Source organism: Marinobacter mangrovi (genome assembly GCF_016798325.1).
Taxonomy (GTDB): domain Bacteria; phylum Pseudomonadota; class Gammaproteobacteria; order Pseudomonadales; family Oleiphilaceae; genus Marinobacter_A; species Marinobacter_A mangrovi.
Window position 1 is genome coordinate 639251 of the sequence record NZ_JAERVO010000002.1, and the last position, 14036, is coordinate 653286.

Below are 14036 nucleotides of genomic sequence, written 5' to 3' on the forward strand. Positions count from 1 at the left end.
AACAGGCGAATTATCTGAATGAGACGTTCTCTTCTGAGTGTGGCAGTAGGCCTCATTTCCACAGTAGGGGTCCTGCCATCGGCTCTGGCTGACCAGTTTGTCGTATCCGATATCGAAGTCGAAGGATTGCAGCGGGTGTCCGCCGGGACCGTATTTGGTGCCTTCCCCGTTGATATCGGTGAGCCGGTCGACGAAGTGTCACTGGCGGATGCGATCAAGAACCTGTTCGGTACCGGGCTGTTTACGGATCTGAGCGCCAGCCGGGACGATGACGTCCTGGTCCTGACCGTCAAGGAGCGGCCAGCCATCAGTTCCATCGATATTGAAGGGAACAAGGCGATCGAGACCGATGCGCTCAAGCAGGCCCTGGACAGTGCCGGCCTGAAGGAAGGGCAGGTCTTCAAGCGCGCCACCCTGGAGCGACTCGAGCTGGAAATCCAGCGCTCCTATGTGGCCCAGGGCCGCTACAGTGCCCGGGTCAAGGCGACGGCGGAAGAACTGCCCCGCAACCGGGTGGCGATCAAGCTGGACATCAACGAGGGCGAAGTCGCCTCGATCCGTCATATCAATATCATTGGCAACGAATCCTTCTCCGACGAACAGCTACTCGACCAGTTCGAACTGGAAACATCCAACTGGTGGGCCTCGATCACCAACTCCGACAAGTACGCTCGCGAACGTTTGAGCGGCGATCTGGAAACGCTGCGCTCCTGGTATCTGGACCGTGGGTATATCGATTTCAACGTGGAGTCCAGTCAGGTCTCCATCTCTCCGGACAAGAAAGACGTCTTCATCACCATCGCGATTAATGAGGGGCCGAAGTACACCATCTCGGACATCAAACTGCGTGGTGACCTGATCCTGAAAGAAAGCGAACTGCGTGATCTGATCAAGCTGAAGTCCGGCGACACCTACTCACAGCAGGCGCTGACCAATACGTCCGAACGTCTTTCCCGTCGTCTGGGCAAGGAAGGCTACACCTTCGCCAACGTCAACGCGGTGCCGGAAACCCACGATGATCACACCGCATCGGTGACGTTCTATGTTGAGCCAGGTAAGCGAGCCTACGTTCGCCGGGTCAACTTCAAGGGGAACGTCAGCACCCGTGACGAGGTTCTGCGCCAGGAAATGGTGCAGATGGAAGGCGGCGTGGCTTCGACCGATCTGATCGAATACTCCAAGACGAAACTGGAACGACTGGGTTTCTTCAAAACCGTGGACGTGGAAACGGTCCGCGTGCCGGGTCACGATGATCAGGTCGACGTCAATTACACCGTGGAAGAGCAGCCTACGGGCAGCCTCTCCGCCTCGCTGGGCTTCTCGCAGAGTTCCGGCGTGATCCTGGGGGCCAGCGTCTCCGAGAAGAACTTCTTCGGCACTGGCAAGCAGGTCACGATCGGCGCCACTCACAGTGATTCGGTGCAGAGTGCCAAGTTCTCCTACACCAATCCTTACTATACCGTTGATGGCGTCAGTCGTGGCTTCAGTCTGTACGGGCGCCAGACCGATTACGATGAGCAGGATATTACCTCCTACCTGCTGGACGAGTATGGCGGCAGTATCGATTTTGGCTATCCGATTGACAGCATCACCCGTCTGAATTTTGGTACCGGTTATACGCGGACCAAGATCAAGCTGGATGATTATCCGGCCCAGGAAGTCTCCGACTTTATCGATGAATATGGCGACACCTCGGATACCTTCCACCTGACCGGTAGCTGGACTCGCAACTCGCTGAACCGCGGCGTATTGCCGACCGCCGGTTTCAGTCAGTCGATTTCGCTGGATGTGGCAGTGCCGGGCAGTGACCTGACGTATTACAAAGCGTCTCATCGGACCAACTTCTATCAGCCGCTGAACGACAACCAGACCTGGGTATTCCATACGCGGACGGACGTTGGATACGGCGATGGCTACGGCAACAACAGTGAGCTGCCGTTCTATGAGAACTACTTCGCCGGTGGCTATGGTTCGGTTCGGGGTTATGAGGCCAACTCTCTTGGGCCGCTTGCCACCAACGCCGTTGGCGACAACTCCGATCCGGATCCGTTCGGCGGTAACCTGCTGACCGAAGGCAGCATGGAACTCATCTTCCCGACACCGTTTGCCGGCGATACCCGGTCCATGCGGACGGCTTTCTTCCTGGATGCCGGTCAGGTCTTCGATACCAGTCGCGGTTACGATCCCAAGCTGGGCGAAGTCCGGACAGCGGCGGGCATCAGCTTCCAGTGGATTACCGCGATTGGCCCGCTGGCGTTCAGTCTGGCCAAGCCGCTGAACGATAAATCCGGGGACAATACGCAGGTGTTCCAGTTCTCACTGGGGCAAACTTATTAATCGCCGGGCTCAAATCGCGCAGCGCAATCGGTACAATGCGCAGAACAAGACGAATGAACAGGAGTTTTCAGCATGATGAAGAAGATGATGGTTGCAGCCCTGGCCTTGATGCTGGCGGTGCCGGCACTGGCCGACACCAAGATTGGTGTCGTGGACTTGCGCCGCGCTCTTTTTTCTTCGGATGACGCGCAGGCATTCAGCAAACAGCTTCAGTCCGAGTTCAGTGACGATGAACAGAAAGTCCGGGACGCCCAGGAAGAAGCTCGCAAGCTCAAGGAACGTCTGGAAAAAGACGGTGCTATGATGAACGAGTCCGAGCGCAACGAGCTGTCGGGCAAATTCAAGGACAAGGTCCAGGAATTCCAGTATCTCAAGAACCGTCTGGACTCAACCGTCAACAGCCGCAAGCAGAAGTTCCTCGAAGACGCTCGTCCGCAGGTGGATGCGGCCGTGAAGGCACTGCTTGAAGAGCATGACCTGGATCTGGTGCTGCCGAGCGAAGCCGTTGTCTATGCCAAGCCGGATATGGACCTGACCAAAGAGTTGATCAAGAAACTCAACAAATAAGTCGATGGGTCGCTGCCTGAAAACGACGTGAGCGCCTCCGAATCAGGGGGTTCCAGCCATTGTCCCGCTGCGGGGCCTCTGGCAGGATTCGGCGGTGTTTTTCGGGCGACTCGTTTTGGCGAAGAGCCCCTGTCCAGGGGCGGGTTGTATTTCGCCCTCAATAAGGAGGCGAGGCGACCCGTCACCTTTTCAGGGGCTTTTCAGGTCTGGTGGCTAGCACAAGGGAAGCTGTCCGCGTCCTGTGTATTTGCGACGGTGAGCCCGAAGCAGTATCCCAAGACAGGGTGGAGTGAATCATGACGAACAAAGTCCATACGCTGGGCGACATTGCACAGGCACTGGGCGGCCGCGTAATCGGGGATGAATCGGTCCAGATCAGCGGCATTGCGACGCTGCAGTCTGCGGGAGAGGGCCAGATCTCTTTCCTGGCCAACCCGTCCTACGGCCGCTATCTCAAGGAGACGCAAGCTACGGCCGTGATCGTCTCGCCGGATATGGCTGACGAGTGTCCGACCAATGTCCTGTTACTGGACAATCCCTACCTCGGTTATGCTCGGTTGAGCCACTGGTTTGATCCCGAGCCCAATCCTGAGGCCGGCATTCATCCCTCGGCGGTGGTTGATCCGTCGGCAACGATTGCCGAAACAGCCTGGATCGGTCCCCAGGCGGTTATCGAGGCAGACGCGTCGATCGCTGATCATGCGGTGATTGGCGCGGGTAGTGTGGTCGGTCAGCGCTGCCGGGTCGGGGAAGGGTCACGACTCAACCCGCGGGTGACGCTCTATCACGACGTCATCGTCGGCAAGCGTTGCCTGATCCTGAGCGGTGCCGTGATCGGTTCCCAGGGGTTTGGATTCGCCAATGAAAAAGGCGTCTGGCATCGCATCGCCCAGGTTGGACGCGTGGTCATCGGCGATGATGTGGAGATTGGCGCCAACACGACAATTGATCGCGGCGCGCTGGACGACACCGTCATCGGCGATGGCGTCAAACTGGATAATCTCATCCAGATTGCCCATAACGTGAGTATCGGTGATCACACGGCTATGGCGGCACTGACCGGGATAGCCGGCAGTACCCGGGTGGGACGGCACTGCGTCTTTGGTGGCGCATCCGGTGTGGGTGGACATCTCGAGATTACCGACAACGTGCACCTGACCGGCATGACGATGGTGACACGCAGTCTGAAGGAACCGGGTGTTTACTCGTCAGGTACCGGCGTGGATACAAACCGCAAGTGGCAAAAGAGCGTCGTGCGCTTCCGTCAGCTGGATGATCTGGCGCGGAAATTGCGCGAGTTAGAGAAGAAACTGCTTAAACGAGCCTGAGGCCGTACCTGATGATGCATATTGAAGAAATTATGGAATTCCTGCCCCACCGCTATCCGTTCCTGCTGGTGGATCGCGTCACGGAAGTCGAGAAAGGGCAGTCCATTGTCGGCTACAAGAACATTTCGATTAACGAGCCGTTCTTCAACGGACACTTCCCAGGCAAGCCGATCATGCCGGGTGTGCTCATTATTGAGGCCATGGCACAGTTGTCAGGGATTCTCGGGTTTGTGACTGTCGACCGGAAACCGTCCGATGGCGTGATACACTACCTCGCCGGTTCCAGTAAGGCACGCTTCAAGCGGCCGGTGGTACCGGGAGACCAGTTGCGTCTTGAGTCCCGTTTCATTTCGGACAAGCACGGCATCTGGAAGTTTGACTGCCGCGCGCTGGTGGATGACAAGGTTGCCTGCGTCGCGGAAATCATGACCGCTGAGAGAGAAGTTTGATGGCGACACAGGTCTGGTCGGGAGTCCATCCTCAGGCGATCGTTGATCCCGGAGCGAAGTTGGGGAAGGACGTGACCGTGGGTCCCTTCAGTTATGTGGGACCCGATGTGGAAATTGGCGACGGTACGGAAGTTCTGTCCCATGTGGTGATCAAGGGGCCGACCGTCATCGGCCGCAATAACCGCATTTTCCAGTTTTGCAGTGTGGGCGAAGAGTGCCAGGACAAGAAGTACGCCGGTGAGCCGACGCGGCTGATTATCGGTGACAACAACGAGATCCGTGAAAACTGCACCATCCACCGTGGCACGGTCCAGGATCGGGGTGAAACGGTGATTGGCAGCAACAACCTGCTGATGGCCTATGTGCATGTGGCGCACGATTGCGTTGTGGGCGATAACACCATCCTAGCGAACTGCGCGACCCTGGCCGGCCACGTGTCGGTGGGTGACTGGGCGATTCTGGGTGGGGGCACGATGGTGCATCAGTTCTGCCATATCGGCGCCCACAGCATGAGCGCTGGCGGCAGTATCGTCCTGAAAGACATTCCGGCTTATATCATGGCCAGTGGCCAGTCGGCGTCTGCTCATGGTTTGAACGCCGAGGGCCTCAAACGGCGCGGTTTCAGCCGTGAGGTGATCACCGAGTTGCGTCGGGCCTACAAGGTGATCTACCGGCAGGGGCACACCCTGGCACAGGCCCTTGAGGTACTGGAGCGGGATTTCTCCGGCCAGCCTGAGCTTGATGCGCTGATCGAATCCCTGCGCATCGCGCATCGCGGTATCGTTCGATAACGGGGTGACCGTGACGGAATCCCCGCCTTTCCCTGCGGTCTCAGTCAAGCACGAGGCCGCGTCCCCGAAAGCCTCCATTGTCAGCGAGCGTGCGTTCACCATCGGTATCGTCGCGGGCGAGGCGTCCGGCGATATTTTGGGCGCCGGGCTCATCCAGTCGTTGCGCCAGCGCTATCCGAATGCCCGCTTTGCCGGCATTGGTGGTGAAGAGATGCAGGCCGAGGGCTTTCACTCCCTGGTGCCCATGGATCGGTTGTCCGTCATGGGGCTGGTGGAGGTGCTCGAGCGTCTGCGAGAGCTGGTCTCCATTCGCAAGCGAGTGCGCGACTACTTCCTGACCACGCCGCCGGCCATCGTCATCGGCATTGATTCCCCGGACTTTACCATCGGCCTGGAGTTGCAGTTGCGCGAGGCCGGGATCCGCACCGCACACTACGTCAGCCCGTCCGTCTGGGCCTGGCGCCGTAAGCGCATCCACAAGATTGCGCGGGCGGTGGACAAGATGCTCACGCTGTTTCCCTTCGAGGCCCGGTTCTACGAAGAGCACGATGTGCCGGTGGCTTGTGTCGGGCATCCGCTGGCCGATGCGATTCCGATGGAGCCGGACACCCAGGCGTACCGACAATCGCTGGACCTTGACGCGTCTGCGCCGGTGCTGGCCATATTGCCCGGCAGTCGCGCTGGTGAAGTGGAGAGGCTCGGCGAGCTTTTCCTTGCAGCGGCGCGTTGGCTGCAGTCCCGTAAACCGGATCTTCAACTGGTCATTCCCTGTGTGAATCGTGCAAGGCAAATGCAGCTGGAAGCACTGCTCGACGCGATGGACGTCAAGCTGCCGGTGCGTCTGGTTTTGGGGCGTTCAAGGGATGTCATGGCTGCAGCTGACGTGGTGTTGCTGGCTTCTGGAACCGCCACGCTGGAAGCGATGCTGCTCAAGAAACCCATGGTGGTGGGCTATCGTCTGAACAGCTTTACCTACTTTCTTGCTTCTCACCTCGTTAAGGTGTCGCACGTCGCGCTGCCCAACCTGCTCGCCCGTCGGGAACTGGTGCCCGAGCTGCTACAGGATAAGGCGACTCCTGAAGCGCTTGGTCAGGCGGTACTGGACCGGCTGACGCCGGGGCCGGACATTGACGCGCTCAAAGAGGCTTTCTCCGAATTGCATGATATGTTGCGCCGCAATGCCAATGAACGCGCGGCCGAGGCCTTGGTGCCGCTGATTGAAGGGGGCGTCGATGGCCGCCGCTAGTCTGGTCGGACAGCCGTTTGTGGCGGCGTATCAGGGCGATTTACTGGCCGGTGTCGATGAAGTGGGGCGAGGTCCGCTGGCGGGGCCTGTCGTCACTGCCGCGGTTATTCTTGACCCGGCCCGGCCGATCGAAGGCCTGACCGACTCCAAGAAGCTGACAGAGCGGCGCCGCGAGGCCCTGGCTGGTGAAATCCGGGAAAAGGCGCTGGCCTGGTGTTTGGGGCGCTGCGAAGTGCATGAGATCGACGAACTGAACATCTATCAGGCGACGATGCTGGCCATGGAGCGGGCATTGGGTGGCTTGCGACCGGCGCCAGAACATGTGCTGGTCGACGGTAACCGCTGTCCGAAGTGGCGCTGGCCCAGTGAGCCGGTGGTCAAGGGCGACAGCCGCGTCGCAGCCATCAGTGCCGCGTCGATCCTGGCCAAGGTGGCGCGCGATCAGGAGATGCTGGCGTTGGAAGATCATTACCCCGGCTATGGCCTCGGTGCCCACAAGGGATATCCGACCCCGGTTCACCTTGAAGCCCTGGCGCGTCTGGGCGTGACGCCTGTCCATCGTCGCTCGTTTCGTCCTGTCAGGGAAGCGCTGGAGAGCGTCGGTGCGGCAACGGCTTCGGCCCCGGCCTTTCCCACAGATCTGTTTGACGTCTGAGGCGTTGGTTGCGTCGCGCTCGCATCAGGCCGGTGCGCGTCGCTTCATTTCATAAAGTCGCTGGTCGGCCAGTCGCAGAAGTTCTTCCGTCGCGGTGTTGGTTTCCGGGCGAATACAGGCGATGCCGTAGCTGAAGCTGACCGAAACCGCCTCCCCACGGATCGTCACCGGATTTGATTTAAGATCGTCCTGCATCCGGCTGGCGATCTGTTCCGTCCGCTCTTCCGTCTGTCCGGGGAGTAAAGCGATAAATTCATCGCCAGCGAAGCGGAACAGGCTGTCATCCCGGCGCATCAGCGATTGCATTCGGCGGGCCACGTGGACCAGGCAGGCATCGCCGGCTTCGTGCCCCCAGGTGTCGTTGACCGTCTTGAAGTCGTCCAGGTCGAGAAAGAGCAGGGCGAGTGGCTGCTCTTGACGCTGTGATCGGCCCAGTTCCTGTCCCAGCACCGCTTCCATATCCCGTCGATTGCGCAGGCCGGTTAACGGGTCACGTGTGGCGAGCAGGCGAAGTTGCTCCCGCGCCCATATGCTGGTCAAGCCGGCAGAGGCCTTGATCGCCAGCTGGTGGAGAAAGAAGGATTCCATCTCCGGCTGATAGCGCGTGACATCGCCGGATCCCAGTATCAGAGCGCCGATCAGTCGTCCCTCCATCTGCAGGGGCAGAATGGCCAGTGAGCGGATACGGCTCCGTAGGTGGCGTGGAACGAGCGTCTGCAGGGGACGGATGTTGTCGCGGAGAACCGGCGTATCGCTGTTTTCGGTCAGGCGGAGAAAGTCGACCGCACTCACAAGCAGGCGCTCGGAAAGGCCACCCTGTTCGCCCAGCAGCGCAAGGATGCGGCGGTTGTCTTCGATATCCGTCAGCGCAAACCAGACCTCATCCAGTTCAAATCGATCCCGGACCTGCTCGGTCAGGCCATCGGCGAACTGGCTCAGCTCGGCGGCCCTCAGCATATCCAGCTCGATGTCGAACAGCTTTGCAGCGATCGCCTCATTGCGGCGGGCCTGCTGAATCAGGGCCTCCAGGCGATGAGTGGCATGTTTGTGATCGGATGACGGCATGACAGGTCCGGTGAAAGGCTCAGCACAAGGCGTGCTGATCGTATCGTCCATTTATGATCTTTCTGAATAACCTGTAATGCGTCAATTGGCAAGCCCGGCGCCGGAACTGATGCGTGGTTTTACAATGTGTGAAATCCGCTACGAGAAACGTTTGACACCCACCCCGCAAGGCCGTATTATTCGCGCCACTGAGATCAAGGGCACATTCACGAAGTGCTTGATTTCTAAAAGTTTGATGCGGGGTGGAGCAGTCTGGTAGCTCGTCGGGCTCATAACCCGAAGGTCGTTGGTTCGAATCCAGCCCCCGCTACCACGTTTACCCAAAGTTGGGTGTTTCCGGGAACGCTTCCAGAGTTCTCGGTCTAAAGTTAAAAGCCGTTTTGATGCGGGGTGGAGCAGTCTGGTAGCTCGTCGGGCTCATAACCCGAAGGTCGTTGGTTCGAATCCAGCCCCCGCTACCAATATGAGAAGGGCCAGTCTGAGGACTGGCCTTTTTTGTTCCTGGGGGGCTTTGTGAGTCAACTCCTTTTTTGGCGCTTCGCGCGGAAATGGCGTTGCCGCAAGTGCTTCATCGCACTTGCTCCCCGCTACCAATATGAGAAAGGCCGGTCTGAGGACTGGCCTTTTTTGTTTGTGCCCGGGCTTTAAGATGTAGCAGGCGCTTCAGTATCGTAGGTTGGGCTGACGCAGGAAGCCCAACAATCGGGGCTTGTCGCCGCTCTCATTCAGCCTGATGGTCGCCAAGCGCCCATGCTCCACGCATTTTCGCGATAACAGGAGCGTCCGGTATGCGCTTGTGTTGGGCTTCCTTTGTCAGCCCAGCCTGCCCTCGGTCCCTGTTAAAGTTCCAGCTCCACTCCAACTGGATGCGTTAGTATCGTAGGTTGGGCTGACGCAGGAAGCCCAACAATCGGGGCTTGTCGCCGCTCTCATTCAGCCTGATGGTCGCCAAGCGCCCATGCTCGACGCATTTTCGCGATAACAGGAGCGTCCGGTATGCGCTTGTGCTGGGCTTCCTTTGTCAGCCCAGCCTGCCCTCGGTCCCTGTTAAAGCTCCAGCTCCACTCCAACTGGGTGCTTTAGTCGTCATCCAGCAAATACGTCATCGGAAAGCGCTCAATCCTCAAATTCTCCCTCTCGATCCATTCCACTTCATCCGCTTTAAAGCCGTGCTTCTCGAATAGCGGTCTGGATACCCGGCTGGCGTCCGCCGACAGTTCCCGCACTCCGTCACGGCGGGCGGATATCAGCAGCTCTTCAAGTAACGCCGAGGCGATGCCGCGGCGCGCGAAGTCCGGGTGGGTGTACAGCATATTGATGTGGTCGTACGGCTGTCGCTGAGCGAAGCCTGCGATCCGGCCGCTGTGTTGGGCGATGAGGGTTTGCCCCTGGCTCAGAGTCAGGGCGATGGCCTGGGTGCTTTCGCCCCATTGGCGCCAGACCTCGATCACGTCCGGTTCATAGCTTGTCGCGCCCAGTTCGATGATCGACTGGCTGTACAGGGCGCCGATGGCTGCGCAGTCGAATTCCGGCCGGAATCGTCGGATGGCGAAGTGAGTGGTGCGTTTGGCCATGGCGTCGTCCAAATTAGTGTCAAAATATTGGCTAAAAAATAAACCATAAAATGACGTAAAACACATTAGTTTTTACGCCGCTTGGATACAGTGACGCTGTATCGTCAAATTAGTGGTGTCAAAACATGTTTTTTACCGTCATTAATCGGTCATGGGCAGGGATTGCCAGTCTGACATTATCCCTTCTGCTTGTTGGCTGCGGTGGCGGTGGATCGTCGGATGACGTCTCCACTTCGTCCAGTGCCACGTCCGAGTCTATCGTGCTGAATGGTGGCGCGATCAAGGGCATTATCAGTGATGGTGACGTTACCGCCTGGACGCTTGATAAGAACGCGGACACCGGGCGTTTCGAAATCGGCAGCGCTCTGGGTGATTCCGTGACGACCGACAAGCAGGGGCGTTTCCAGTTGCCGATCAAGCGCAAGGCCTCTGGCTGGATCCTGGTTGAACTGCGTGCCAATGGCGCTACCCGGATGACCTGTGACGTCGTACCGTCCTGTTTTACCGGCACGTCCAGCGCAGTAGCCTTTGGCGAGACCTTCCCGCTGAATGATAATTTCCGGCTGCGAGGTGCGGTCAACCTGTCAGACACTCGCGAGGTTTATCTGACTCCTCTATCAAGTCTGGCCGTTGCTCTCGCTGAGGCCTCTGACGTGGGGTTCTCCGCGACCAGTCTCACCCGGGCCTACGCGGAGATGGAGTCGGCCTTTGGTCTCCAGGCCGGTACCCTGCAGTTGCCGCCGCCGGATCTGGTGCGACTCAACGGCTTTTCCGGTAGTACTGACGCGGTGCAGCTGGCCGTTATCAACGCCGCATTTTTGTCACTGGTCGATGGCGACCACTGGCAATCCATCGAAGAAGTCCTGACGGACAGCGAGTCACTGATTCGTGACGAGGGAAGCTTTTCTTCGGCGTCCGACGGCGGCAATAACCTGTCTGTGGAATCGGTCATGCTGGAAGCTGCCGTTTTGTCAGAAGGGCTGAAATCCGAGGTGAACAATGCCTCGGTCGTGGCGACACTGGATGAGGTCTCCACCCGCACCCAGGCCTACTATGCGGTCGTCGCCGGTAACGGGAGCGAGGCCGATACGCCCAGCGATAACAGCGGCGGCGTCATTGTTGACCATACGGCAACGCTGACCTGGGATGCACCGCTCACCCGCATGAATGGCGACAGCATCGCCATGGGTGAGCTGCAGGGATACGAGATCGTCTACGGGCACAGCGCCGATCGTCTCGACAACACCATTACGATCTCAAGCGCCAGCACCACGACCCATACCATTGAAAACCTGGATTCAGGTGACTGGTACTTTGCTGTTCGGGCGATCGATACCGAAGGGCTGACAAGCCCCCTGTCCCAGGTAGTGAGCAAGTCAATCTGAGTCTGAGGTCTCAGCTGCGATGGTGGCCAGCGGATCGGCCACCGGCAGACGCAGGGTAAACGACGACCCCTGGCCTTCCTTCGACTCCACGCTGATTTCCCCCTTGTGCTTGTCCACCACGACTTTGACGAACGACAGGCCCAGGCCGGCGCCCCGGTTGCCGGATAATTCCGTGCTCTTCTGGCGCCGGTAACGGTCGAACAAATGAGGCAGTTCATGAGCCGCGATGCCCATCCCTTCGTCGGAGATCGTCAGGCAAACCTGATGGCCGGCCCGGAACACCTGGATGGTGACGGTGGAGCCCGGTGGGCTGTATTGCACGGCGTTGGTCAGCAGGTTGATGACCGCTCGCTCCAGCAACTCGGCGTTGCCCCGCAGCCAGATGTCGTCCAGACCGTGCAGGGCGAGTTCGATGCCTTTGCTCTGGGCCTGTTCGCTGACGCTGTCGCGGGCGTTCTCGACCACGGACAGGAATTCACAGTCGTAGAACCGGGTCTCGGTCAACTGCTCGGCCCGGGCCAGCTGCACGAATTCCTCGGCCAGTTGGTAGCTGCGCCGAGCCAGGTTGCCCAATTGCTCCAGTTGCTCCGGGCCGATGGATTCCGGGCGCCGCTTGAGCTGGGCGATCAGGGCCAGCTGGGAGACCAGGGGCGAGCGCACGTCGTGCGAGATGAAGTCGATGGCTTCCCGATGCTGTCGCTGCTGCTCGCGCAGCTCGGAAATATTGGAGATGTTGGCGATGATGCCGTGCTGCTCGTGATCGGACATGCTGAACGGCGCCAGGTGGATCAGCAGATCCATGCCGCGTACGCGTAGATCGACGGTACGGGTCTGGCCGAGTGTCAGCGTGTCGGCAATGGTTTCCTGCCAGGGCGTGCCGTCTCTGGGGTCATGGGCGTTGAGCAGGCCGGGCAGTGGCATGCCAATGAGGCTTGGCCGTGGCTCGCCGAACCACTCCTCGATGTGACCGTTGACGAACTGGATGGTCGCCAGGGCATCGGTCACGATCACACCGTCAGGCATGCGCTCGAAGCCGCGACCGATGAATTCCCGCATCCCGGTCAGTGATTCGATGGCCCCCCGGACCCGCTCGATGCGCGCGCCGATGTTCTCCGCCGGGTAGTCCTTTTCCACACCGCCGCCGTGGCCGGGATGGTCCAGTCGCAGCCGTTGCAGGTAGCGGCGGCTGGCTTCCCGGGTCAGGCTCGGCGGCAGCGCCAGCCCCATATCGAACTGCCGTTCACCGCGTTTGAAGCGCAACCAGCTCTGGTCGCCTTTATGCATCCACAGGCCAACAGTCAGCCGATCCGGCCTGTCCACCTCTGAGAGGCTGTGACAGGCCAGCACGTCGTCATCCTGGGACAGCCACCAGCCTCGGGCCTGTAAGAGCTGGGAGAGGTCTTCCAGGACGCGCAGCGGCTGATGATCGTTGGGTTCCTTGAGGCCGAGGCCGGGGTCGCGGCTGAGGAGGTCGAGCTGACGATTGAGAAACGTATTGAGCAGCGTCAGGCGACGGGTGCTCCAAAGCGGGTAGGCGATCAGCGGGATCAGCAGCGATTGGGAGACCGGAATCCAGACATTGGCATGCCGGTATAGCAAAGTGGTCGCGAGCAACAGCAATGCGCTGGTCATCAGGCAGACCCACAGGGTATGGGACGGTTTGAGCTGGGGCAGGGCCAGGCTGATGAACAGGATGATCGCCACGAGCAGCAGCCATTGCTGGTAGGGCGGCATGGTGATCATCAGCTTGTTCTGGACCAGGGCGGAAAAGGCATTGGCATGGAATTCGACGCCGGACATGGGGGCTGCCAGGCCAGACAGCGGCGTTGGCAGTACATCACCAAAGCCCGGGGCTGTCGCACCGACAAAGACCGTCTTGCCGGCGAAGCGGTCCATGGACACCCGCCCCTGCAACACATCGCTGTAGGACGTGGTGGATATCGTCCCGACGCGTCCCGAAAGCGGAATATAGGCGTACTGGCTGCGGACATTCACGTAGGGGGACGCCTGATTCTCACCCGAGTTGCGGGCCGGCACATCGCTGCCGCCGAGTTGTGCGGCGGCCACGGATAACGCCGGCCAGGTGGCCTCGCCGAGACCGCTGTAGAGGTAGAGGCCGCGGGCGATGCCGTCTTCATCCAACTCCACATGGACATGGCCGAGCGCCCCGGCAGCCTGGGTCAATTGCGGTGTCGGTAGCTGTTCGGTGAGCGGGGCGTCGGCGGTGGACGGGTATAAGTGAACCGGCAGGACGACCTTGCCATGCGCCTTCATGGCGGCCGCCAGAGCATCATCACCGGGACCGGCTTCGCTGAACAGCACATCGAAGACGATGACGTTGGCTCCGGCCTCCGTCAGGCGCTCGATGAGCTTGGCATGGCGCTGACGGGGCCAGGGCCAGCGGCCGAGCTCACGCAGGCTTTTCTCGTCGATAGCCACCAGCTCCAGGTTAGAAGCCGGTGCGAGAGGCGTGCTCAGGGCGAGGGTGTCGTAGAGCCAGAGGTCGAGGCGCTGAGGCAGGCCGGCAAATTTCAGTGCGAACGCAATGAGAATAAGGGGGAGGGCCAGCTTCCAGGCAGTGCGTGTCAGTCGGAACCAATCCCTGTGCATGCGTCTCGCTTATTGAAGCCCGTTTCCTG

Annotated in this window: 11 protein-coding genes and 2 tRNA genes; 10 read left to right on the top strand and 3 right to left on the bottom strand. The window is 59.7% G+C overall.

Features of this window, described 5'->3' with window-relative positions; translation table 11 throughout:
- Positions 1-18: 18 nt before the first annotated feature.
- From bamA to rnhB, 7 genes are all read left to right on the top strand, one after another.
- Positions 19-2337: an outer membrane protein assembly factor BamA gene (bamA, locus tag JL474_RS08990; protein ID WP_131480967.1), complete on the top strand. Its 2319-nt coding sequence runs from the start codon at positions 19-21 to the stop codon at positions 2335-2337.
- Between the two features lie 72 nt (positions 2338-2409).
- Positions 2410-2904, top strand: a complete 495-nt coding sequence (locus JL474_RS08995) for an OmpH family outer membrane protein (protein WP_123634984.1) — start codon at positions 2410-2412, stop codon at positions 2902-2904.
- A 296-nt stretch (positions 2905-3200) separates the two neighbouring features.
- Positions 3201-4232 carry a UDP-3-O-(3-hydroxymyristoyl)glucosamine N-acyltransferase gene (gene lpxD / locus JL474_RS09000; RefSeq protein WP_203141777.1) on the top strand — a complete coding sequence of 344 codons (1032 nt, stop codon included), beginning with the start codon at positions 3201-3203 and terminating at the stop codon, positions 4230-4232.
- Between the two features lie 11 nt (positions 4233-4243).
- Positions 4244-4681 (top strand): 3-hydroxyacyl-ACP dehydratase FabZ, encoded by a 438-nt coding sequence (gene fabZ, locus JL474_RS09005; RefSeq protein ID WP_123634982.1) that lies wholly within the window; start codon positions 4244-4246, stop codon positions 4679-4681.
- Positions 4681-5472: an acyl-ACP--UDP-N-acetylglucosamine O-acyltransferase gene (gene lpxA / locus JL474_RS09010; RefSeq protein WP_123634981.1), complete on the top strand. Its 792-nt coding sequence runs from the start codon at positions 4681-4683 to the stop codon at positions 5470-5472. Before fabZ ends, lpxA begins: the two co-directional genes overlap by 1 nt.
- A 76-nt stretch (positions 5473-5548) precedes the next feature.
- Positions 5549-6718 (top strand): lipid-A-disaccharide synthase, encoded by a 1170-nt coding sequence (gene lpxB, locus JL474_RS09015; RefSeq protein WP_203141913.1) that lies wholly within the window; start codon positions 5549-5551, stop codon positions 6716-6718.
- Entirely contained in the window at positions 6705-7373 is a 669-nt protein-coding gene (rnhB, locus tag JL474_RS09020; protein ID WP_203141778.1) for a ribonuclease HII, read from the top strand. The genes lpxB and rnhB overlap by 14 nt, the downstream gene beginning before the upstream one ends.
- Before the next feature lie 24 nt (positions 7374-7397).
- Here rnhB and JL474_RS09025 read toward each other — a convergent pair whose 3' ends face one another.
- On the bottom strand, positions 7398-8438 hold the full coding sequence (locus JL474_RS09025; RefSeq protein ID WP_203141779.1) for a GGDEF domain-containing protein: 1041 nt from the start codon (positions 8436-8438) through the stop codon (positions 7398-7400).
- Positions 8439-8674: 236 nt separating this feature from the next.
- Here JL474_RS09025 and JL474_RS09030 point away from each other — a divergent pair.
- Positions 8675-8751 (top strand) — tRNA-Met (locus JL474_RS09030).
- Between the two features lie 71 nt (positions 8752-8822).
- Positions 8823-8899: transfer RNA gene (locus JL474_RS09035), tRNA-Met, on the top strand.
- A 618-nt stretch (positions 8900-9517) separates the two neighbouring features.
- Here JL474_RS09035 and JL474_RS09040 read toward each other — a convergent pair.
- Entirely contained in the window at positions 9518-10012 is a 495-nt protein-coding gene (locus JL474_RS09040) for a GNAT family N-acetyltransferase (RefSeq protein WP_203141780.1), read from the bottom strand.
- Positions 10013-10272: 260 nt separating this feature from the next.
- On the opposite strand from JL474_RS09040, the gene JL474_RS21510 reads away from it, so the two are divergent.
- Positions 10273-11397 carry a fibronectin type III domain-containing protein gene (locus tag JL474_RS21510; RefSeq protein ID WP_236012117.1) on the top strand — a complete coding sequence of 375 codons (1125 nt, stop codon included), beginning with the start codon at positions 10273-10275 and terminating at the stop codon, positions 11395-11397.
- Here the strand turns inward: JL474_RS21510 and JL474_RS09050 are convergent.
- Entirely contained in the window at positions 11389-14007 is a 2619-nt protein-coding gene (locus JL474_RS09050) for a CHASE2 domain-containing protein (protein ID WP_203141781.1), read from the bottom strand. The genes JL474_RS21510 and JL474_RS09050 overlap by 9 nt on opposite strands.
- Positions 14008-14036: the final 29 nt, after the last annotated feature.